The 21271-nt window shown below is 70.1% G+C and carries 23 protein-coding genes; 11 read left to right on the top strand and 12 right to left on the bottom strand.

What is annotated here, in order from left to right:
- Positions 1 to 84: 84 nt before the first annotated feature.
- The 3 genes from ABCR83_RS01795 (at position 85) to ABCR83_RS01785 (ending at position 3085) form a co-directional block, all read left to right on the top strand.
- The gene (locus tag ABCR83_RS01795; protein WP_462692560.1) at positions 85 to 276 is read left to right on the top strand and encodes a hypothetical protein; all 192 of its coding nucleotides are present in this window, start codon (positions 85 to 87) and stop codon (positions 274 to 276) included.
- A 446-nt stretch (positions 277 to 722) separates the two neighbouring features.
- Complete coding sequence (locus ABCR83_RS01790; RefSeq protein ID WP_462692558.1) at positions 723 to 2492, top strand: glycoside hydrolase family 35 protein; 1770 nt, start codon at positions 723 to 725, stop codon at positions 2490 to 2492.
- 215 nt (positions 2493 to 2707) lie between these two features.
- Positions 2708 to 3085: a VOC family protein gene (locus ABCR83_RS01785; RefSeq protein ID WP_462692556.1), complete on the top strand. Its 378-nt coding sequence runs from the start codon at positions 2708 to 2710 to the stop codon at positions 3083 to 3085.
- 73 nt (positions 3086 to 3158) lie between these two features.
- Here ABCR83_RS01785 and ABCR83_RS01780 read toward each other — a convergent pair whose 3' ends face one another.
- Positions 3159 to 4103 carry a LysR family transcriptional regulator gene (locus ABCR83_RS01780; RefSeq protein WP_462692554.1) on the bottom strand — a complete coding sequence of 315 codons (945 nt, stop codon included), beginning with the start codon at positions 4101 to 4103 and terminating at the stop codon, positions 3159 to 3161.
- A 149-nt stretch (positions 4104 to 4252) separates the two neighbouring features.
- On the opposite strand from ABCR83_RS01780, the gene ABCR83_RS01775 reads away from it, so the two are divergent.
- Positions 4253 to 4816, top strand: coding sequence for an ATP-dependent Clp protease proteolytic subunit (locus tag ABCR83_RS01775; RefSeq protein ID WP_462692702.1), 564 nt, complete (start codon positions 4253 to 4255; stop codon positions 4814 to 4816).
- A 47-nt stretch (positions 4817 to 4863) separates the two neighbouring features.
- On the opposite strand, the gene ABCR83_RS01770 is transcribed toward ABCR83_RS01775, so the two are convergent.
- From ABCR83_RS01770 to ABCR83_RS01740, 7 genes are all read right to left on the bottom strand, one after another.
- The gene (locus ABCR83_RS01770; RefSeq protein WP_462692552.1) at positions 4864 to 5067 is read right to left on the bottom strand and encodes a hypothetical protein; all 204 of its coding nucleotides are present in this window, start codon (positions 5065 to 5067) and stop codon (positions 4864 to 4866) included.
- A 20-nt stretch (positions 5068 to 5087) separates the two neighbouring features.
- A complete protein-coding gene (locus ABCR83_RS01765) occupies positions 5088 to 5882 on the bottom strand; it encodes a hypothetical protein (protein ID WP_462692550.1) in 795 nt (264 codons plus the stop codon).
- Positions 5879 to 6763, bottom strand: coding sequence for an ABC transporter ATP-binding protein (locus ABCR83_RS01760; RefSeq protein ID WP_462692548.1), 885 nt, complete (start codon positions 6761 to 6763; stop codon positions 5879 to 5881). The genes ABCR83_RS01765 and ABCR83_RS01760 overlap by 4 nt, the downstream gene beginning before the upstream one ends.
- An 81-nt stretch (positions 6764 to 6844) precedes the next feature.
- The gene (locus ABCR83_RS01755) at positions 6845 to 8002 is read right to left on the bottom strand and encodes a sensor histidine kinase (protein WP_462692546.1); all 1158 of its coding nucleotides are present in this window, start codon (positions 8000 to 8002) and stop codon (positions 6845 to 6847) included.
- The gene (locus tag ABCR83_RS01750) at positions 7999 to 8682 is read right to left on the bottom strand and encodes a response regulator (protein WP_462692544.1); all 684 of its coding nucleotides are present in this window, start codon (positions 8680 to 8682) and stop codon (positions 7999 to 8001) included. The genes ABCR83_RS01755 and ABCR83_RS01750 overlap by 4 nt, the downstream gene beginning before the upstream one ends.
- Positions 8683 to 8809: 127 nt before the next feature.
- Entirely contained in the window at positions 8810 to 9235 is a 426-nt protein-coding gene (locus ABCR83_RS01745; protein ID WP_462692542.1) for a hypothetical protein, read from the bottom strand.
- Positions 9236 to 9383: 148 nt separating this feature from the next.
- Positions 9384 to 10172, bottom strand: coding sequence for a serine protease (locus ABCR83_RS01740; RefSeq protein WP_462692540.1), 789 nt, complete (start codon positions 10170 to 10172; stop codon positions 9384 to 9386).
- 334 nt (positions 10173 to 10506) lie between these two features.
- On the opposite strand from ABCR83_RS01740, the gene ABCR83_RS01735 reads away from it, so the two are divergent.
- Positions 10507 to 11406: a hypothetical protein gene (locus ABCR83_RS01735; protein WP_462692538.1), complete on the top strand. Its 900-nt coding sequence runs from the start codon at positions 10507 to 10509 to the stop codon at positions 11404 to 11406.
- Between the two features lie 31 nt (positions 11407 to 11437).
- On the opposite strand, the gene ABCR83_RS01730 is transcribed toward ABCR83_RS01735, so the two are convergent.
- Positions 11438 to 12547 carry a glycoside hydrolase family 113 gene (locus ABCR83_RS01730; RefSeq protein ID WP_462692535.1) on the bottom strand — a complete coding sequence of 370 codons (1110 nt, stop codon included), beginning with the start codon at positions 12545 to 12547 and terminating at the stop codon, positions 11438 to 11440.
- Positions 12544 to 14247 carry a DUF2334 domain-containing protein gene (locus tag ABCR83_RS01725; RefSeq protein ID WP_462692533.1) on the bottom strand — a complete coding sequence of 568 codons (1704 nt, stop codon included), beginning with the start codon at positions 14245 to 14247 and terminating at the stop codon, positions 12544 to 12546. Before ABCR83_RS01725 ends, ABCR83_RS01730 begins: the two co-directional genes overlap by 4 nt.
- Positions 14248 to 14808: 561 nt before the next feature.
- Here ABCR83_RS01725 and ABCR83_RS01720 point away from each other — a divergent pair.
- The 6 genes from ABCR83_RS01720 to ABCR83_RS01695 all read left to right on the top strand — a co-directional run bounded on the left by ABCR83_RS01720 (position 14809) and on the right by ABCR83_RS01695 (position 20416).
- Positions 14809 to 14973: a hypothetical protein gene (locus ABCR83_RS01720; protein WP_462692531.1), complete on the top strand. Its 165-nt coding sequence runs from the start codon at positions 14809 to 14811 to the stop codon at positions 14971 to 14973.
- A complete protein-coding gene (locus ABCR83_RS01715) occupies positions 14970 to 16229 on the top strand; it encodes a glycosyltransferase family protein (protein WP_462692529.1) in 1260 nt (419 codons plus the stop codon). The genes ABCR83_RS01720 and ABCR83_RS01715 overlap by 4 nt, the downstream gene beginning before the upstream one ends.
- Before the next feature lie 35 nt (positions 16230 to 16264).
- The gene (wecB, locus tag ABCR83_RS01710) at positions 16265 to 17458 is read left to right on the top strand and encodes a non-hydrolyzing UDP-N-acetylglucosamine 2-epimerase (RefSeq protein ID WP_462692527.1); all 1194 of its coding nucleotides are present in this window, start codon (positions 16265 to 16267) and stop codon (positions 17456 to 17458) included.
- Positions 17455 to 18114 (top strand): calcium-binding protein, encoded by a 660-nt coding sequence (locus ABCR83_RS01705; RefSeq protein ID WP_462692525.1) that lies wholly within the window; start codon positions 17455 to 17457, stop codon positions 18112 to 18114. Before wecB ends, ABCR83_RS01705 begins: the two co-directional genes overlap by 4 nt.
- Before the next feature lie 266 nt (positions 18115 to 18380).
- Positions 18381 to 18779, top strand: coding sequence for a MerR family transcriptional regulator (locus ABCR83_RS01700; RefSeq protein WP_462692523.1), 399 nt, complete (start codon positions 18381 to 18383; stop codon positions 18777 to 18779).
- 218 nt (positions 18780 to 18997) lie between these two features.
- A complete protein-coding gene (locus ABCR83_RS01695) occupies positions 18998 to 20416 on the top strand; it encodes an MFS transporter (RefSeq protein WP_462692521.1) in 1419 nt (472 codons plus the stop codon).
- 146 nt (positions 20417 to 20562) lie between these two features.
- Here ABCR83_RS01695 and ABCR83_RS01690 read toward each other — a convergent pair whose 3' ends face one another.
- Together ABCR83_RS01690 and ABCR83_RS01685 are read right to left on the bottom strand one after the other, a co-directional pair.
- Positions 20563 to 20838, bottom strand: coding sequence for a DUF6255 family natural product biosynthesis protein (locus ABCR83_RS01690; RefSeq protein WP_462692519.1), 276 nt, complete (start codon positions 20836 to 20838; stop codon positions 20563 to 20565).
- The gene (locus ABCR83_RS01685) at positions 20835 to 21218 is read right to left on the bottom strand and encodes a DUF6415 family natural product biosynthesis protein (RefSeq protein WP_462692517.1); all 384 of its coding nucleotides are present in this window, start codon (positions 21216 to 21218) and stop codon (positions 20835 to 20837) included. The genes ABCR83_RS01690 and ABCR83_RS01685 overlap by 4 nt, the downstream gene beginning before the upstream one ends.
- Positions 21219 to 21271: the final 53 nt, after the last annotated feature.

Below are 21271 nucleotides of genomic sequence, written 5' to 3'. Positions count from 1 at the left end.
ATCGCACGGCGGAGCATTACCCGCGTACGGTCCGGGTACGGCGCGGTCCTGGCGTTCGCGGAAGCGGACGGGGGTGGTGATGGGGTGGGTACGTTCGTCGGGGCTGCGGAACCAGCCGTCGCCGGCGCTGATGACGACCGTCACATGGTGGCCGAGGGTGCGGGGACCGACCGTGGGGAGGAGACCGTGCTGGAGGCCGACGCCCAGGCGGACCAGGCCCAGCCGGTGGTGGACCGGGCCGGGGGTTGGCAACTGCTCGTCGAGGAGCGCATATGAGGTCGTCTTAGCTCGATGGTGTGATGGCCGGCTTCCGGGCTTGCGGTGCCCTGGGTCATCCGGGTTAGCGTGGCGGCGCGATCTGGGACGCCGGGTGCGGTGTCGGCGTGCGGGGCCCCTGCTCCACCGGAGCGATGGTTCAGGGCCTCCCCGTCGCCTCTGGCCGTATCCATATGGCCAGGTCGCGTAGGGAACCGGCCTCCCGGGACCGGACCACGCACAGGATGCGTGTCGCCGCCTCGGGGTCGAGTACGCCGGGGAACCAGTGCGCCCAAGACCGTTCGGGGCGTGCGGCTGACCGGGCTCACTCCTGCTCAGTCCGTAGGAACGGTGAGGTACCGCATCCAGGTGTGATACGTGTGCCCGCCTCCCGTCGGCCGGTTTCCGTCCAAGCAGCATCGATTTGTCCATGGCCCTCTCCCCCGCCAGAGGGCGAGGATGCGGCTGTGCATGATTTCACGGTGGGCGAGGAGAGCTTTTCGGCCGACGGGCGCCCGGTGCGGTTGCTGTCGGGGGCGGTGCACTACTTCCGGGTGCATGAGCGGCTGTGGGCGCACCGGTTGGGGATGTTGCGGGCGATGGGGCTCAACTGCGCGGAGACCTATGTCCCGTGGAACTGGCACGAGCCCGTGCGGGGCCGCCTGCGCGACCTGGCGGCACTGGGCCGCTTCCTGGACGCGGTGCGGGAGGCGGGGCTGTATGCGATCGTGCGCCCGGGTCCGTATGTCTGCGCGGAGTGGGAGAACGGGGGTCTGCCGCACTGGCTGACCGGTCCGCTGGGGGCCCGGGTGCGCACCCATGATGCGGATTATCTGCGGGCGGTGGACGGCTGGCTGGAGTCGGTGGCGGGCGAGGTGGTGGGGCGGCAGGCGGACCGGGGTGGCCCGGTGGTGCTGGTGCAGGTCGAGAACGAGTACGGCTCGTACGGCAGCGACCGGCGTTATCTGGGGCATCTCGTCGAGCGGCTGCGGGCGTTGGGGGTGACGGTGCCGCTGGTGACGTCCGACGGGCCGGAGGATCACCTGCTGTCGGGCGGTACGGTGCCGGGGGTGCTGGCGGCGGTCAACTTCGGCACGGGCGCCCGGGAGGCGTTCGAGGTGCTGCGGCGGCACCGGCCGGGCGGGCCGCTGATGTGCATGGAGTTCTGGTGCGGCTGGTTCACCCACTGGGGTGGTGAGGGTGCGGTCCGGGACGTGGCGGAGGCGGCGGCCGTGCTGCGCGAGATCCTGGCGTGCGGGGCCTCGGTGAACATCTATATGGCTCATGGCGGCACCAGCTTCGGCGGCTGGTCGGGTGCCAATCGCTCCGGTGAGGATTTCCGGGGCGCGCTCCGCCCGACCGTCACCTCCTATGACTATGACGCTCCGATCGACGAATTCGGGCGGCCCACGGGCAAGTTCTGGGCCTTCAGAGAAGTACTGGCGCAGTTCCACGATGCCCCGCTGCCCGGACTTCCCCCCGCCCCGCCACAGTTGCGCTCCCCGCTGACGGTGCGGCCGGCCGAGTGGGCACCGCTGGGAGACGTCCTGGACGCGGTGGGCGGCGAGGAGACGGAGACCGCGCTTCCCCCGTCCTTCGAGGAGCTGGGCGTCGACCGGGGCCTGGTCCGCTACCGCTTCGAGATCCCCGGGCCGCGTGCCGCTCGTCCGCTGCGGGTGGCGGGGCTGCGGGACTTGGCGGTGGCCTGGGTGGACGGGGTGCGCACGGCCGTACTGGATGGCGAGTCCGGTCTGATCGGCGAGGTGCCGGGCCCGGCGTCGGTGGAGCTGTGGGTGGAATCGCTCGGCCGGGTCAACTACGGCCCGCGGCTGGGTGAGCGGAAGGGTCTCACCGGCGGTCTGCTGCACGAGCGGCAGTATGTGCACGGGGTACGGGCGCGGGGGCTGCGCCTCGACGCCCTGGAGACGGCCGAGGCACTCGCGGCGGTGCCCTGGCGCCCGCTTGGCCCCCACGGCCCGGGGCTGTACCGGGGAACGTTCGCCGTCCGGGACGCCGGTGATGCCATCCTCGAACTCCCCGGCTGGGTAAGGGGGTTCGCCTGGCTGAATGGCCTCTGTCTGGGCCGCTACTGGGCCAGGGGGCCGCAACGGTCCCTGTATGTGCCCGGTCCGGTGCTGCGGGACGGGCTCAACGATCTGCTCATCCTGGAGTTCGAGGGGACGGGAGAGCCGCTGGCGCGGCTGGGCGGACTCCCGCCGGTCCCCGCATCCCGCTGATCACCGGCCGATGACGGTGACCAGCGGGACGGGCCCTGTGGGGGGTCTTTTCCCTAGATCGTGCACCGCGAAGCCGCCCGAGCGGAACTCAGCGGTATCCGCTGCCCCCTACTTTCCACAAGCCCACCCGCGCCCCATCCGTCTCGGGTACGATGCCGCGCCCGCCATCCGGTGGGGCGGCACCCATGTCAGTCCCCGCCCGTAGAGTTCACCGCATGATCGCCAAACTCATGTATCCCGTGATCGACTGTCCCGACCCCGCGGAACTGGCCGCCTTCTATGGCGCGATCACCGGCTGGGCCGTCGACGACGCCGACCCGGCCTGGGTATGGCTGACCGCTCCCGATGGGCAGCGGATCGCCTTCCAGGGCGTGGCGGAGTACCACCCGCCCCGCTGGCCCGACCCTGCCCATCCGCAGCAGTTTCACCTGGACTTCGAGGTCGACGCGCTCGAGGACCTGGAGCGCGCCCAGGGCGAGGTGGTGGCGCTGGGCGCCACGTTCCTGCACGACAGCGGCGGCCGGACGTCGGGGTTCCGGGTGTATGCCGACCCGGTGGGGCATCCGTTCTGCCTGTGCTACGGGCAGGGTTGAGCCGCGTCGGCGGTCCTGGCCGTCACCCGTGTGCCGGGCGGTGTGCGCGGCGCCGACGCACGGCAACCCCGGGTCAGTTGGCCGGGGCGGCCCGGTCCACAGCGGGGAGCCACCGGTCGTCGGCGGCGGGATCGGGAAGGCTCGGATGAGGCAGGGCGCGGAGCAGCTCGGCCAGTTGGGGGCTGCGGTTGCGGCGGTGCCAGACGATCGACCACAGGTACAGAGGGGTCGGGCCGATCAGCGGGATACGGCGAAACCGCGCGTCGTGCGGGAGGTCCATGCCGACTTCGCCGAGTGCCACCGCGCGGTCCTCGCGTTGCATCTGCTCCCCGAAGTGCCGCACGCCGACGGCCGGTTCGGTCAGCCGGAGCGGGATGCCGAACTCCTCGGAGATCCTGGTCAGATAGCCGCGTTCACTGGCGCCGCCCGGATCCGGCATGGAGATCCCCGTCTCACGGAGATCGGACGGACGCAGGGCGGGCCGGTCTGCGAGCGGATGCCCCTCCACGACGAAGGCGTGAATGGGCTCGAGGTGCACCGGACGGTGTACGAGCTCGGCGGGCCAGGGGCGTCCGAGATCCTGGACGCGGCCGAACGCGGCGTCGAGCTCCCCGCTCTGGACGGCCGGCAGGGCGATCGCCAGGCCCTGCCGCATGCTGGGTTTGACGCGCAGGCCGGGGGTGCGCTCCAGCGTTTCGCGCAGCACCCGCAGGGGGGTGAAGCGTTCGGCGAAGACGTCGATGTGCAGTGGTTCGGTCGTCGCGCGCATAGCGGAGACGGCGGTGTCATAGGCGGCGAGGGCCTGCTGGGCGAGCGGCAGGAATCGCCGCCCGGCAGCGGTGAGCTCGACCTTGCGGGTGGTGCGGTCGAACAGGGGCGTGGCGAGCGCCTCCTCCAGGCGGCGGACGCGCTTGGACAGCGCCTGCTGGGTGAGGAAGATCCGCGCCGCGGCCCGGCCGAAGTGCAGCTCCTCGGCGGCGGCGACAAAGGCGCGCATCCCCTGGAGGTCGGGGTCCATGGAGCCACTGTCGATCAACAACCCATGGTTGTCAAAATATCGGCAGAAGTTGTTGGACAGTACGTCTGAACTGCGGTTTTGCTGAATGCATGGCTCTCTCTCCGCATCTGCTGCACTACGAACCGGCCGCCACCACCGCGGCCCCGCCCATGCCGCCGACGGCTGACCCGGTCTACCAGCGGCTGCTGCGCGAGCGCATCATCGTCCTCGGGCAGCCGGTCGACGACGACATCGCGAACAAGATCTGCGCCGAGCTGCTGCTGCTGTCGGCCGAGGACCGGCGCCGGGACATCCGCCTCTACATCAACTCGCCCGGCGGCTCGATCACCGCGGGCCTGGCGATCTACGACATCATGCAGTTCATCCCGAACGACGTGGCCACCCTGTCGATGGGCTTCACCGCCTCGATGGGGCAGTTCCTGCTCTGCGCCGGCACTCCGGGCAAGCGCTACGCGCTGCCGCACGCCAGCATCCTGATGCACCAGCCGTCCGCCGGGCTTGCGGGCTCGGCCTCGGACATCAAGATCCAGATCGATCAGATGCGGTCCATCAAGCGCCTTATGCAGGAACGGATCGCCCAGCACACGGGGCAGCCGAGGGAGAAGATCGAGGCCGACTCCGATCGTGACCACTACTTCACCGCCGAAGAGGCCCGGGAGTACGGCTTTGTCGATCATGTGGTGAGGTCGGCGGACCAGTTGCTCACCTCCTGACGCCGCGGGCCGACCGGCCGCAGGCGGGGGCTCGGTGCGCACCTTGCTCAGTCGTCGGACCCATAGAGCTCCGCACGCTGCTGCGCTGAAAGTTCGTCGTCCCTGAGCCGTCTCAGCAGCGCCGCATGGCGGCCCGCGCGGCACCAGCCGAAGCGGCGGGGGCCGAGGCGGATGGTGGTGAGGGAGCCGAGAGGGCTCCAAGTGGCCCAGAAGACATGGCCCTTGGAGCAGATGACGGGGATGTCGGACATGGTGTGTGATTCCCTTCCGGTCAGGCTTCGAGGAGTCGTTCGCTGTTGAAAAACGCCGCCAGCACTGTCATCAGCGCCAGGGATGCGCAGGCGCACCCGCCGACGTATGACCAGGCGAAGACGCGGTAGGCGGATGGCTCGGCGGCCAAGAAGACGGTGGCGCCCAGCGTGGGGAGGATCCCGGCGGCCCGTACGGGGCCGCCGTTGAGGCCTGCGGTGACCTTGAGCCAGGCGGGGCGGGCAAAGGCGACGAAGGTGAGCAGTGAGGTCGCCCACAGCATGGATGCGAGGGGGATGAGCAGTGCGGTGGCGAAGTATTCGCCGGTGAGGTGGATCGTGCTGCCGCCGAGGAGGACGGCCGCCGTGGCCAGGCCGAGGAAGGTACCGGCCAGGACGGCCCAGGCGAGCAGGGAGAAGGTGAAGGCCGCGGTGGCATAGCCGAAGAAGATCGCGCGGGGGCGCAGCGAGGTGGCGAGGAGGCTTTCGGCGATCCCTCCGGAGATGTCCGGTGCCAGGATGGACCGGCTGACCGTGAGGCCGGTCAGCGAGGCGGCGAGGGCGAGGAGTTGGGGCGCGATCAGCAGGGCCGTCGCCATGGCCGCGTCGATGCGGCTGCCGTGGCCGGTTGCGATGCGTATGGGCCCCGAGGTGGGCAGTGACGGGGTGCCGTGGATGCCGCCGGGGGCGAGTTGGGGCAGGACGAGCAGGAGCAGGACGATGCCGAGTGCGGTGGCCGCCGGGATGGCGAGGGCCTGCTTTCCCTGTTGTGCCCAGGCGCGGGTGGTGAGGGCGCGGGTGAGGCTGCGGCCGTTCATGACTGCCGGTCCTCCAGGATTCCGCGAAGGATCGCATCGGCGTCGGTGGGGATCGGGCGGACGTCGAGGACGGTGGTGCCCGACTGGACTGCCATGGCGATGAGTTGGCCGATGGTGGAGCCGGTGGGTACGTCGATGCGGATGCGTCCGTCCTCGAGTGGCCGGGATGGGGCGATGGTGTCGGGCCAGGGGCCTTGGCAGCGGATGGCGTAGGCGTCGGCTTCGCCGGTGATGAGGTCGTGGTGGGCGGAGAGTCGTCCGTCCTTGAGGACGAGGACCTGTGAGGCCACGCTGAGCGCTTCGGGCAGGTTGTGGGTGGAGTAGAGCACGGTCCGGGTGCGGGACCAGGTGCGGATGAGGTCGCGGACCAGGGCGGAGGTGACGGGGTCCAGTCCGGTCAGGGGTTCGTCGAGGAGCAGGACGGACGGTGCGCCGAGGAGGGTGCGGGCCAGGTCGACGCGTTGGAGCTGTCCCCGGCTCAGGCGGCCGGTGCGGCGGTTCCACAGCGGGCCGAGGGTGAAGGTGTCGCGTGCTTCGGCGATCCGGCGCCGGCGCAGGGCCGGGTCGGGGCAGCGCAGGGCGGCCCAGAATTCGAGGTTGCGGCGGACCGTCAGGTCGGTGGAGACGGCTGCCCGGTGGCCCAGGTAGGCGATGGTGTTCTTGGCCTCGGGGTGGGCGTGGAGGTCGGTGCCGCCGACTGTGACGCGTCCGCTCAGCGGGGTGAGGATGCCCGCCATGACGCGCATCAGGGTGGTCTTTCCGGCGCCGTTGCGGCCGAGCAGTGCGTAGACGCCCGTGGCGAGGGTGGTGTCCACCGGGCCCAGGGCCGGTCTGCCGCGGTAGCCCGCGTGGACCGCCTCCAGGACGAGCGAAGCCGGCATCCCGCCTCCTTCCTCGGGTTGTTCTATGGAAAATAGAACAATAAGCGGGTGGTGGTCCAGTCCGTTTTCCGGGTGGGGTGCTCAGCGGTGCCGGCGGTCGACCGGGAAGACGGCTCTGACCAGCCAGCCGCCCTCGGGGGCGGGTCCGGCTCGCAGTCGGCCGCCCATGGCCTTGGCCCGTTCGGCGAGGCCGACGAGGCCAAAGCCGCCGCCCTGGGCCTCGGTCACCAGGGGGGCCGGGCGCCGGCCGTCGTCGGCGATGCGCACCTCGACGCCTTCGGCGATGCCCCGTACGCCGATGCGGACGGCGGTCGCGTCGGCGGCGTGCTTGCGGATGTTGGTGAGGGATTCCCGGACGACGCGGTGGACGGCGGCGGCCACGTCGCCGGGCAGCCAGGTCTCCATGCCCTGTTCGATGTAGAGGGCGACGGGTGGGCCGGTGCGGGCGAAGTCCTCGGTGAGGGCGCGGACTTGGGGGAGCCCGGCCAGCGGTTCGGTCTCGGGTTCGGCGCCTTCGCGCAGCACGCCCACGAGCCTGCGCATGGCGCCCAGGGCCTCGCCGGCCGAGTCCTCGATGCGTTCGAAGGCCCGGGCGGCGGCGTCTCCTTGGAGGGCGGTGAAGCGGGCGGCCTGGGCCTGGACGGCGATGCCGGTGACATGGTGGGCGACCAGGTCGTGCAGTTCGCGGGCGAGTTCGAGGCGTTCGGCGGTGCGGACGGCGGCCATGTCGCGCAGGCGCTGCGCGGACTGGCCGCGCAGCAGCAGGGAGTAGGCGCCGACCACGGCGGTCAGGACGCCGAACACGACGGTGAAGCGGCCCGGGTGGAGGTCGCGCATGGGCGCGGCGAAGGCGGCGAGGGCGAGCAGCGGGCCGAGGATGGCGGCGATGCGGCCGGTGGACCGCTGGACGACGGCGGTGAGCAGGACGAGCAGGGCGACGTCCTCGCCCATGCCCCAGACGATGCCCGGGCGGACGCCGGTCATCAGCACGATGGAGGTGGCCAGGGAGATCGCCACGGCGATGCTCGCGCGGACCTCGAGGGGGATCCAGCCGTAGGGCACGGCGCACAGGCAGACGGCCACGCCGGAGGCGAGGACCATGGCGTGTGGCGTGCTGGGCTGGCGGGTCAGGACCAGGCCCTCGAAGGAGACCAGGCCGAGCAGGAAGACGGCGAGGGCCGCCTTCGCGGCGGCCGCCCGGTGGGGGTGCCGGGCGCCCCACCCGGCCCATCTGGTCACGTACTGCCCGTGGCCAGCCCGCTCTCCCAGGCCCAGGCGGCGATCTCGACGCGGTTCCGGGCTTCGAGTTTCAGCTGCACATTGGCCAGGTGGGTCTTGACCGTGGACAGGGAGACAAAGAGTTCGGCGGCGATCTCGGCGTTGGTCGCGCCGCGGGCCAGGCAGCGTACGACGTCCGCCTCGCGCTCGGTGAGCGGCTCGGAGGGCTGCTTGAGGGTGCTGCTCGCCGGGCCGCCGGCGGGGGCCATGTCGCGCAGCAGCCGGACGGTGATGGCCGGTGAGATGAGGGAGTCGCCGACGGCCGCCGCATGGACGGCCTCGACCAGCATGGCGGGGCTGGCGTCCTTGAGCAGAAAGCCGGAGGCGCCGTTGCGCAGCGCGGTGTGGACGTATTCGTCGAGGTCGAAGGTGGTGACGATGACGATGCGGGGGCGGCCGGCCCGCTCGGGGCGGGCGGCGGAGAGTTCGGACAGCCGCCGGGTGACCTCGAGGCCGTCGAGTTTGGGCATGCGGATGTCGAGGAGGAGCACATCGGGCTGGTGTTCCTCGACGGCGGCCAGCGCGGCCTCGCCGTCCACCACGTCGGCGACGACATCGATGTCGGGCTGGCTCTCCAGGATCATCCGGAAGCCGGTGCGGACCATCTCCTGGTCGTCCGCGATGACCACGGTGATCGCCATTTCGTACCCTCGCCCTCGCCCTGTGCGTGTGTGGTGTGCGCGGTGTCGGTCGGTTGGGGTGTGCCGGCTGCCGCAGGGGGCATCCCTCCATGTCATCGAGGGTGCCGGGCCGCCGCAAGCCGGGCGGTCAGCCGCCGGTCCGGGCCGTGGCGCGGCGCCGGACGAGGTGCCGTGCGCCGACGGCGCCGCCGCCGACGGCCAGCAGGGCGGCGCCGACCGCGAGGGCGGGCTTGCCGTTGTCGTGCCGGCCCTTGATGGTCTGCCCGGCCTGGACCATGCGCCGGACGGGGTTGCTGGCGGCCTGGTGGCGCTTGTAGCGCGGGGTGGGGACGGCGCCGGTCCGGTGGCTCTGGCGGATCTGGCGGCCCTGGTGGGCCTTATGGGCGGATTTCTCCACCAGGCGGGCCGGGTGAGAGGCCGATACGGCGGCCGGGAGCCGGTGTGTTCCGTCCCGGTCCGCCGTGCCCGCCGCGAAGGCCCCTGGCGCCGGGAGGAGCACCGCCGCGAGGGCGGCGAGCAGGGTGAGTACGGCACTGCGGGGCTTGGCGGACACGGGGGGTGCCTTTCGGTGTGTGCGGCGTGCGTGATTCACGTTACGTGCCTTTACGCGTCGCACACCTCGACTGTCCGACCATTCCGGTCTCCGCCGAAAGGATGACGGCGGCCCGTGCGCGTCGTACCGCGGACGGGCCGCCGTGCGCTCAGCGGCGGGGGCCGCCGCCCTCGAGGCTCGCCGCGGCGGCCTTGATGTCCGGGGCGAAGGTGCTCACCTGGGTGTAGACGCCGGGGTAGCCGGGCCGGGCGCAGCCCTGGCCCCAGCTGACGATGCCGACCTGGATCCAGGCTCCGGAGTCGTCCCTGCGGAACATGGGGCCGCCGGAGTCGCCCTGGCAGGTGTCCACGCCGCCGGTGGCCATGAATCCGGCGCATATCTCCTGGCCGCGGATCAGGGTGTCGCCATAGGCGCCGCGGCAGGTGGCGTCGTCCACGAAGGGGACCTCGGCCTTGAGCAGCTGCTGTTGCTGTCCGCCGCCTTCGGTGTCGGCGCCCCAGCCGGCGACGGTGAAGGTGCCCGAGTCATAGGCCGGGGAGTCGGTGATCTTGAGGGTGGGCAGGTTGACGGGGGTGGCGAGTTTGATCAGTGCCCAGTCCTTGCCGGAGCCGTTGTAGCCGGGGGCCTGCAGGACCTGAGTGGAGTTGACCTTGATGGCCTGGTCGGACTGGAGGTCGACGACGCCGGCGGTGGCGGTGATGGAGGTGTTGGGGCCGCTGCCGTTCACACAGTGCGCCGCGGTGAGGACGATCTGCTGGGTGTAGAGGGCACCGCCGCAGCCCATCGAGAGCCGCACCATCCAGGGGAATTCGCCCTGTTGGGCGGGGGTGCCGCCGACCACACCCGGGTTCGGGTCGTGTGCCTGGGCGCTGCCGGGCTGGAGGCTGAAGGCGGCCAGGGCGACCGCGGCGACGGCGAGGCATCTCCTGAGTGCCATGAGGTGATTGCGCAACGGACTTCCTTTCGTGGGGGGTTGCGCATATGAAACTGTCGAGTTCATGACAATATGCGCGCGCTGCGAGTATGAGAGCGCGCCGCGGCAACGGCAAGAAGGGCTTTCGGACAGTCCCGGAAGCGGGCCCGGTGGTTGCTGACGTTTCCCTCGCGATGCCGGTCAGGGAAGCCGCGGTGACCTGCGGTTGCGGCCGGGGGTCCGGGGGCCGCGCGGCGGAGCCGCCGGTGTCACGGCCCCGGGAAAGCGCAGGAACGCCGGGATCCCCGCCGTCGCCCGTAGAGTGGGAGGGCGGCGGCAAGCAGACGGGGGTGGTCGGATGGGCACCGGCATCGAGATCCAGCACGGGTTCCCGCACCTGGACACCGTGCACACCGCGATCACCGCGCTCTACCGGCGGCTGTCCTGCGACACCGTGCGGACCTTCGGCCTCAGCGTCCTCCCCGTCGATGTGGCCTTCTCCGACGACGAGGACCCCTACCTCGGGGTGCAGCGCGTCGCCGGGGCCATGGTGCGCCACCTGCGGCTGCCGGACGCGCGGATGATCGTCAGCTTCCGGGAGATGCGGCACGCGGGAAGCGTGGAGCTCGCGGCCGGGCCCGAGTACTTCATCGAGCTCAACTCCCGTTTCAAGAAGCACCGCAGAGACATCGGCGCGGCCCTGGCGCACGAGGTGATGCATGTCTATCTGCACCGGCTGGGGCTCGAACTGCCCGGCACGCGCGACAACGAGATCCTCACCGACACCGCGGCCGCCTATCTCGGCACCGGCTGGCTGCTGCTGGACGCCTATCGGGAGGATTCCCTCACCACCCAGAAGCTGGGCTATCTCACCCCGGAGGAGTTCGGCTACGTGCTGGCCAAGCGGGCGCTCGTCTTCGACGAGGACCCCTCCCCCTGGTTCACCAGCCCACAGGCGTATGACGCCTACACCCAGGGCCTGGCCCGGGCACGCCGTGATGCGCAGCGGCCGCCGCTGGCGGCGGCCGGGCTGCTGGGCCGACACCGTTACGCGCGGGACCGGCGCAGCGCGGGACGGGCCGCGGCTTCGACGACGTTCGAAGGGGAATTCGAAGGGGAGTACGCCTTCGAGGGCCCCGATCCGCTGCGCGTCAGCTTTCCCTGCCCGACCTGTCACCAGCGGATCCGGGTCCCGGTGCAGGGCAGGCTGCGGGCCCGCTGCGGGCTGTGCCGCACGGTGCTGGACTGCGAGACCTGACAGTCGCCGTCAGTCGACCGCCGTCAGCCGGTCACCTGCCCCACCAGCGGCGCACCACCCGCTCCGCCGGTTTGCCGTGCGGGGTGTAGGCGAGCTCCTTGGGGGTCTCCCCGGTGTCCGGCCAGTCGTCCCACATCCACCAGCAGACCCCGGCCCACCAGGGCTTGCCGTCGAAGGTGGCCAGCAACGCCTCAAAGGCGGCCGCCTGTTCGGCGTTGTCCTTGCGCTTGCTGACCGTCCAGGAGTAAGGGGCGGTGATGGTGCCGTGCTGGCTGACGTATCCCGCCTCGGTGAAAAGGATCTTGCGTTTCTGCTTGGCGGAGAAGGCGGCCAGCTCCTTGGTTATCGGCTGCCACGCCCGGCGCAGCGCGGCGGTGTCGCTGGTGGGCTTCTCGCCGAGCGGGAAATAGGCGTCGATGCCGATGACATCGAGGTCCTTCCAGAACTGAATGTTCTGGTAGTCGTCGTAATTGGCGGCATAGGTGAGCGGTCCCTTGTACACCGAGCGGATGGCCTTGATGACCTTCCCCCAGTGTTTTCCGTCCCGGGAAGTGCCCGCGAGTTCGGTGCCGACGGAGAATTGCTCGACCCCGTTGTCCTTGGCGAGCTTGGCGTAGTGGGTGATAAAGCGCTCGTACGCTGCGAACCAGGCGTCCGGGTGGGCGGGCTTGATCTCGGCCCGGTCGCCCCCGTCCTTTCGGTCCACATGGGGCTTGACCATGGTCTTGAGTCCGACGGAGTGCGCCAGCCTGATGATGTGGCGCAGGCTGTCGTCGGCGGCGGTCTCCTCCGTGGTGTGCATGGACGAGTCGCTGATCGTGTCCTGGTACCAGGTCGGAGTGAAGGTCACCCAGCGGGCGCCGGTGGCGGCGATATCGCGCAGATACGTTTTGGCTCTGGGGTTCTTGTAATCTTCCGTGTTCCACGCGGGGAGCGTGAATCCTCTCAACCCGCTCTCCTTCTTGCCCTTGGCGAGGTCCTTGTTGTCACCCTCGCCGGCGCCCGGCCCGCTGCTCTTGTCGCTCACCGGACTGCCGGCATTGTCAAGGGGGTTGCCGTGCACGTCGGCGGCGGAGCATCCGGCGAGGAAGAGGGCGGCCGCGGCCGCCAGCGCGGCGGCCGCCCTCCTCTTCGCGCTCACTGCGCCAGGTCCGTCGGGGAGACGAAGGTGTAGCCGAGGGCGCGGATGCCGTCGACCGTCTGCTGCAGCGGTGCCGTGTCGTAGTACGGGTGGTAGAAGAAGCTGGCCACCCCGTCCCGGACGGCCAGGTTGGCCTTGGCCGAGGCGATCAGGTCGGCGGGGAGCCGCGCCGGGTGGTTGTTGTACGGGAGGGGCTCGTAGTTTCCGAGGTCCTCGGGCAACACCGTGGTGCCGTATACGTCCTTGACCGCGTAGGGGAAGAACTGACCGATGTAGCGGCTGGTGTCGGGGGCGCCGCTCAGTGTTCCTGCGAAGTACAACGATCTCTCCAGACGAGCGGAGTAGCTCTGACCGAAGACACCGTAGTCGGTCGCGGAGGCCGCGTAGTGCGGAGTCGTCCAGAAGTTCGGTCTGGGCAGTCCGGCCGCGGTGAAGGCGGCAAGGGAGGAGGTGATCCGGGACTGGGCCCAGGCCGCGGAGTCCTCCGCGGGCGGCCCGTCGAGGACCACGTTGTTCGCGGTGTCGACATGGGCGCGGAAGAACTCGAAGTCGTCACCCGTGACACCGGTGTAGGGGTTGTTCACATTGCTGTACTGATGGGTGAAGCCGTGGTTCATCAGCGTTGCACCGTGCGCCAGCATGTACTGGAGCGCGGCGGTGACCTGCGGGGCCTGCGCCAGGGTGACGGTCTGCGGAACCCCGTTGTTGTAGACACCATTGGGGTCGGTGTAGACCGGGATGACGTTGATCCCGTAGGGGATCTGCTGGGAGAAGAGATAGTCGGCCATCCGCCGCAGATCGGCCGGGTTGGACTTGGGGCTGATGTCCTCGAGCCGGACGAACGCCCGGTGCCGCTCGGCGGTTTGCGGGGCGAGCCCGTCGAAGAGCAGGTCCTCGAAGGCGATGACGCGGTCCTGCTCGGAGACATAGGAGAAGGGGATCTCGCCGATATAGGTGAGATTGCCCGTGCGGATCGCCCAGGGGCTGGTGGTGCCGGTGGCGGCGTCCGTGGCCTGGGCAAGCTGGGTGACCTGGGGGTGGCCGGAGCCGGTCAGCAGCGCCGGATGCAGCACCCCGCCGTCCGCCCCGGCGGGGATGCTCCTGGTCAACTGCTGTCCCTTGTAGGCGACTTGGTTGATGCTGCCGACGCTGCCGTTGGGTGCGAAGTACGAGTTGGTGGGATCCCAGCCGTACTGCTGCTCGAAGTTGGTGACGCCGACGGCGTTGGCCATGCCCCAGATGTTGTCGCCGACCCAGGTGACGGGGTGGCTGGTGGCCAGGACGTCCTGGTAGAACGCGGCCGGAACAGCATCGGGGATGGAGCCGCCATAGTAGGTCGAGCCGACATAGACGGTGGCCGTGTACTGGTTGACCATGCCCGCGGTGTAGGCCGAGACGGGCTCGGGGGTCACGGTGCCGAAGTGACCGGCCAGGTTGGCGATCGCCATCGCATAGAGCTCGCCCAGGTACCCGTAGGGGCCGGTGGTGTCATAGAGGACGAGCGCGGAGGCGCCGGAGGTGGTGGCGGCCGCAACGGCCTTGGTGGTTACGGGAGTTGACCTCGCCACGGCGGGAGTCGCCATGGCGAGGGACTTCTTGGCGCCCCGCGCCGGGGGCCGGATGGCCAGCTTCCCGGCCCGGCGCAGCCGGTCGTTGGCCAGCCCCGCGGCGGCCCAGGACTTCAGGTCCCTGGTGTTCACCCCGGACAGCGCGGTGGGCCCGGGGCCCTTGAGACCGTGCGGTGCCGGGCGCCTGCCGCCCCCCGGGGCCGGCTCCGCCCCGTATCCCGTGGAAAGCGCGACGCCGCCCAGCAGGGCGGCGACTATCGCAAGTACGAACGGGATTCGGAAAATCCGTGGTCTCCTCCGGGAATTTTTCATTTCCATTCCCCCCTGCTTGATATATCTTTGCCGTCCCCCGGCTCGTCCCCCCGGACGCCGGTGGCAGACCTGACAGTTGGCTGATTCTTATGGCGGCCCGGCCCCCTGTCAATAGACCGCCAATGGACAACTCCGGTCCACTCCGGGCAGATTTTGTCAGCCCATTTGGTACGGACCGCAGACCTCATTCTTCACAAGCCTGGTCCGAGCAGGCGAAATTACCGACGAGTCACGAGAATCGTCAATTCCAGTCCACCAACTTCCTTCACCTACAACCGGCTTGTTCACCGAGTCTGGTACGGTCCCCCCGCAGTCTCGAACGAGGCTGAAAATGGGGGGGAACCCATGTACGGAAAACCCGCTCTGGGCACCGTTGTGCCCTTGGCCGGGCTGACGGTCGCCCCGCGTGTCCTGCCGGGCCTGCCCTTTGCCAAGGGACTTCAGGAAGCCGCCGGTGCAGGCTTCCTGCTGTACTGCGCGGTGGCCGCCGCACTGTTTTCGGCAAAACTCTGGTTCGGGATACGGAATTCCGGTGGCCGCCGGTGAACACCCAACTCCTGATCTGGTCCAGCATCGCCATCATCGTGATGGCCGGGTGCTACAACACCACTCTCTTCCTGCTCTCCAGACGTCGCTTCCGGCGCGGGCGCGGCCCGCGCGAACCACGTCTCTACGTCTTTCTGCTCGCCTGCCTCAACGAGGACAAGGTCCTCGCCGAGAGCCTGTCCCGCATCACCGCGCTGCCCGCCCCGAACGTCCTGGCCCTGGTCATCGACGACGCCTCCGACGACCGCACCGGCGAGATCGCCCGGAACGCCTGCGCCGCCGACCCCCGGGTCCGGCTGCTCCAGCGCCAACTGCCCAACGCCCGCAAGGGAAAAGGAGCCGCCCTCAACGCGGGCATCCGCCATCTGCGCGAGTCGGGCCTGTTGCTGGGCCGCCATCCACGCGATGTCATCGTCTGTGTCGTGGACGCGGACGGGCGGCTCGACCCGCATGTGGTCCAGGCGGTCGACCCGTACTTCAACAACCCGCGCACCGGCGGCACCCAGATCGGGGTGCGGATGTACAACCGGCACCAGGGTCTGCTCGCCCGGCTCCAGGACATGGAGTTCGTCGTCTACGGCGACATCTTCCAAAGCGCCCGGCGCTACATCGGCAGCGTCGGCATGGGCGGCAACGGCCAGTTCATGCGGCTCGCCGCGCTGGACACGCTGATGGGCCCGGACGGCAGCGGACCGTGGAGCGACTCGCTCACCGAGGACCTCGATCTGGGCGTGCGGCTGATCGCTCGCGGCTGGACCAACCAGCACTGCACCTCGGCCGCGGTCTCCCAGCAGGCCGTGCTCGACGTACGGCGGCTGGTGCGCCAGCGCTCCCGCTGGTTCCAGGGGCATCTGCAGTCGGCGAGCCTCGTCCCGCTGATCGTCCGCGAGGTGCCCACCCGGGCCGCGATGGACCTGCTCTACCACCTCTCCAGCCCGGTGCTGATCCTGCTCACCTCCCTGCTGCCGGTGTCCTTCCTGGTCGCCGTGGGCGGCACCGTCATCGGCTCGATCGAGGCCGGACGCGCACTGATCTCCCCGATGTGGGTGATCGGCCCCTATGTGCTGTCCTTCACCGCGGCGTATGTCTACGGCTGGGTGTACTCCCGGCGCGAACAGGGCCTCGGACTGCTGCGCGCGGTCCTGCTGTCGCACGTCTTCATCTTCTACGGCTACATCTGGTTCGCCGCCGGATGGTGGGGCCTGTGGCGGATGCTCACCGGCAAGCAGACCTGGCTCAAGACCGCCCGCACCTAATACCCATCGGCCGACACCATCTTCCAGGGAGACCCATGTCCCCGAACATGATCAACGCGCCGGTGCGGGCCATGCTCGTACTCGGCACCCGCCCGGAGGCCATCAAGCTGGCGCCGGTGGCCCGTGCCATGGCGGCGTCCCCGCTGTTCGAGCCCATCGTGGTGACCACCGGGCAGCACCGCGAGATGCTGCACCAGATGCTGGACCTGCTCCAGGTGCGCGGCCGCATCGAGCTCGATGTGATGCGCGACCGCCAGCAGCTGTCCACCCTGACCGCCCGGCTGATCGACGGCCTCGGTGAGGTGACCCGCGACCGGCGCCCCGATCTCGTCGTCGTCCAGGGCGACACCACCACCGCGCTGACCGGCGCCCTGGCGGCGTTCTACGAGCACATTCCGGTCGCCCATGTCGAGGCGGGCCTGCGCACCGGGGTGCCGGACAACCCCTTCCCCGAGGAGCTCAACCGCCGGCTCATAGGACGCGTGGCGCGCTGGCACTTCGCCCCCACCCGCCGCGCCGCCGGGCACCTCACGGCCGAAGGCGTACCGGAGTCCGAGGTGTTCATCACCGGCAACACCGTGATCGACAATCTGCTGTGGGTGCTCGCCAGGGGTGCGGGACGCAGCCACTTCACCACCGGTCTGCGGCGCGTCCTGCTCACCCTGCACCGCCGGGAGAACCAGGGCGACACCATGCGGGGCATGGGCAGAGCGCTGCGGCGGTTCGCCGACCGGGGCGATGTGGAGATCCTGCTGCCACTGCACAAGAGCCCGGCCGTCCGGGATGCCCTGCTGCCCGAGCTGACCGGCCACCCCGGCATCCGGGTGGTGGAACCACTGGACTATCCCGACTTCTCCGCCACCCTTGCGGCCTGTGACCTGGTGCTCACCGACTCGGGCGGCATCCAGGAGGAGACCCCCACGCTCGGCAAGCCGACCCTGGTCCTGCGGACCACCACCGAGCGGCCCGAGGCGGTGGAGGCGGGCGCGGCACGGCTGGTGGGCACCGCGCCGGAGGTCATCCTGGCGGCGGCCCGGCGGCTCCTGGACGACCCGGCGGAGTACCGGCGGATGGCGACGGCGGGCAACCCCTTCGGGGACGGCCAGGCCACCGACCGCATCATCGCGCAGCTGGCCGAGGACTTCGGGGCGGACGCGGACGCGGCACCACCGGCGAATCCGCTGATCGCCCGCCTGCCCGAGGAACCGGGGCCATACTCGACACCATGACGAGAGTGCAGCGGCTGCTCGGCCTCGCGCTGGTCTGCGTGGCGGCGCTGGTGGGCCTTGGATTCGCGCTCAGCGCCCTGTGGGAGAGCGGCGGCTCGGGCCGGCCGTGGGCCGAGGGTTCGGTGCACGGCTCCTGGCGGTCGGTGTTCGACGGCCACGGCACCAACATGGGCCGCGACGACGGGCTGGCCCTGTCACCGGAACCGGCCCGGCGCCCCGGGGAAACCCACGCCGGGCTGGTCGTCTCCACCACGAGCTACGACAACGTGGACTACGAGGCCCGGATGCGGACCGTCGCCCAGCTGCGCACCCCCAAGCCGAACCCCTGGGAGGTGCCGTGGCTGGTCTGGGCGTACAGCGATCCGGAGCACTTCTACTACATCACCCTCAAGCCCAACGGCTGGGAGCTGGGCAAGCGGGATCCGGCGTATCCGGGCGGCCAGCGCTTCCTGGCCACCGGGACCGGGGACTTCCCGGTCGGGAAGTGGTCGGACGTGCGGATCGCGCAGCGGGATGCGCGGATGGAGGTGAGCGTGGGAGGGCATGGGCTGGTCGCCTACCAGGATCAGGAGCGGCCCTACCTGAAGGGGGCCGTGGGGGTGTACACGGAGGATGCGCGGGTGGTGTTCAGCGAGGTGGCGGCGCGGTCGGTGTAACGCCGGGGGTTGTGCTCCGTCCACACGGTCCGGCCTCGGCGCGGTCCGGCCTCAGCAGGGTGCCGGATCCACAGTGCTCAGCGCCCGCTCGATCTCGGAGACCGGAAATGGCGTCCGCTTGCTCTCCGTGAGAAGACGCCGGTGAAACTCGTCCAGGACGACGGCAACCCGGGCGTGCCGTTCGATGATCGCGGCGATCTCCGGCGGTATCGGCCGCCTCGGACGCTTGACCTTGACACCCGTGTCAAGGTTCTAGTGTCCGAACCATGCTGAAGGAGATCGAGATGCGGATCGGAGAGCTGGCGAACCTGACCGGCGTCAGTGCCCGGTCCCTGCGCTACTACGAGCAGCAGGGCCTCCTGGCGCCCCTCCGCGCCGAGAACGGCTACCGCGCGTACGGCGAGCTGGACGCCGTACGGGCCGCGAACATCAAGGACATGCTCGACGCCGGCCTCACCCTGGACGAAGTCCGCCCCGCGCTGGTCAACGGTTGCCTGGACCTGCCGCTGCGCGAAAGCCCTTACTGCGCCGATGAGTTGCGCCGGGCCACCGACCGGCTCACCGCGCTGGACGACCGGATCGCCGCGCTCCAGAAGCTGCGCGGCCGGCTCGCGAAGCACATCGACAAGACCGTCACCCGCCGCCCCGTGGAGGGCACCGGCTGACGGCCGGCGCCGAAACGCGGGCCGGAACCTACGGTGCCGCGCCGATCAGCCATGCCCTGCCACCGGCTCCCCCGGGCCGCCTTCGCCGCAGGCCTGCGGGCGAGCGAGCCGGCGGCACCCCAAGGCCGAGGCCCTATGGACAACTACTGAATCCGACAGACCCTGAACAACCATGGGAGTACGAAGTGACACTTCTTGACACGGAACCAGGAACGGGAGTGCCGGATACCGGCGTGCCCGCAAGTCGACGCCGGTGGGCGCTCGTTCTCCTTGCCGGAGCGCTGGCACTGGACACCGGTGGAGCTGCGGTCATCAATGCCGCCTTGCCCTCCATCGGTGATGAGTACGACATTGGCAGCTCCGCGCTGCAGTGGACGATGACGGCATATTCCATTGCTTTTGCCGGGTTCCTCCTGTTCGGGGGCAGGATCGCGGACGTCCTGGGCCGCAGGAAGATCTTCGCGGTGGGCGTCGCGCTCTTCGTCGCGGCCTCGCTGGGCGCCGCGCTCGCTCCGACCGTTGGGGTGCTGATCGCGGCTCGTGCGCTGCAGGGGATCGGTGCGGCGCTGTCCGGCCCTGCGTCGCTTGCTCTGCTCAGCCAGATCTTTCCCGAAGGACCGCAGCGGAACCGGGCGCTGGCGGTCTATGCGGCGACCGGCGGGTCCAGCTTCAGCGCCGGGCTGGTTGCCGGCGGGGTCCTCACCGACTTCCTTGGCTGGCGCTCGGCGTTCGCCATCAGTGTCCTCGCCGGAGTTCTGATCCTGGCAGGGGTCCGGGCGCTGCTTCCTGCGGGCCGGCGCCAGCCGCGCCCCCTGGACATCCCGGGCGCGATCCTGGTCACCCTGGGTATAGGCCTGGTCGTGTACGGCGTGAGCGAGGGCAGTGAAGTCGGCTGGAGGTCCGCACAGGTCCTGGCCTCACTGGTGTTGGCCGCGATCGGGCTGGCGGGCTTCGTCGGGTGGGAGAAGGGGCGGACGGAGCCGCTGCTTCCGATGAGTATCTTCCGCAGCAGCCCGGTGCGGGCCGCCTCCCTCACCGGCGCTGTCTTCTACACCTGTGCCGGTGGGCTGCTGTTCTTCTCGCCGCTGTATGCGCAAGGGATACTCGGTTACTCGCCGTTCGAGTCTGCACTGGCCGTCCTGCCCATGGGCGTAGTCGTGATCATCAGTTCGCAGATCGCCGGACGTCTGATGTCGCCTGCGGCCTATAAGCCCCTGATGGCTGCCAGCCTGCTTCTCATCGGAACCGGCATCACTCTGTGGGTGGGCACACCTGAGCACGGCTCGTACTGGGTGCACATGCTCCCCGGCATCGTGGTCATGAGCACCGGCCAGGGTTTGGGTTTCGGCGCGATGACGGCCGCCACGCTGGAGGGCCTGCCGCTCCACCAGCACGGAGTCGCCGGCGCGGTCAATGTGACCGCGCAACAGGTGGGCAACAGCGTCGGCTTGGCGATCCTGGTTGCTGTTTCGACCGGTGTCAGCGGCGGTGCCACAAATCCAGCCGATCAGCTGTCGGGTTTCCACGCGGCATATTGGGTGGCGGGCGCCATCGGGCTCCTGGGCGGGCTGACCGTTCTGCTCACCAGGTTTCCCAAGGCGGACTCCGCGCCATCGGCCTCCGCGGAGAGGCCGTAACAACACCGTCCGGACGTGCCTGAACATGCCCGACAGCCGTGCGGATCGCGCAGCGGGCTGCGTGGGTGGGGTTCCGCGAGGTGGCGGCGCGGTCGGTGTGGCGCCGGGGGTTGTGGTCCCGCCTACGCATCGCGGTGCCATCTGCGTCAGGCAGCCGGGCAGAATGACGCCCCACTGGGCCTCCACCACCCCGGACCGCGCAGCGCGTGCGCGATGGCGATGGCGATGGCGGCGGAACGGTCCGCGCGGGCCTTGTCGCGCGGTGCCGGGGTCAAAGCAACCGGTAGCCCGGGCGGGCGCAGGGCGCCGTAGTTGGTGAAGCGGCGCGTGCCACAGATGCGGCACTGCTCCTCGCCGTCGCCCGGCTCCCAACCGGACTGGTGGCGGCAGTTGTTCATCAAACGTCCCACGGTGCTCGTCATCGCTCGTCCTGGTGTAGTTGCTGCCGGTGATGAAGGAGTGCTTCGACGGCTCGACCAAGGGTTCTGGAGAAGGTGATCGCGGAGGTGTAGCCGTCACCAGGGCCGAGACGGAGGAGGTGGTGAGCCTCCTCGACCGCCGCGAGGGCGCCCGTACGGACCGGGTCGTCCGCTTCTCGGCCGCGGGCGGCGGTTTCGACCTCGTCGGTCAGTAGGTGAATGCTGACGCGGAGCCGGTCGGTCAGCGTTCTCACGCGGCCTAGCGTCGGCAGGCGGCTGCCCAGGGTGCCTACTTCGCGGAGCAGTTCGTCCACGGGTGCGGCTCGGGGTGGGACTGGGGTGAATCCGCCGCCGGTGTTGCCGGTGTACGGGAAGAAGGGCATGAGGGTGCTCCTTGCGGCGCCGCGCGCGTGCGCAGCCGGTGCGTACTTGGTTT

The sequence above is a fragment of the Streptomyces xingningensis genome, assembly GCF_054957865.1.
The sequence above is the reverse complement of the archived record's forward strand: the minus strand, read 5'-3'. Positions and strand labels throughout refer to the sequence as shown.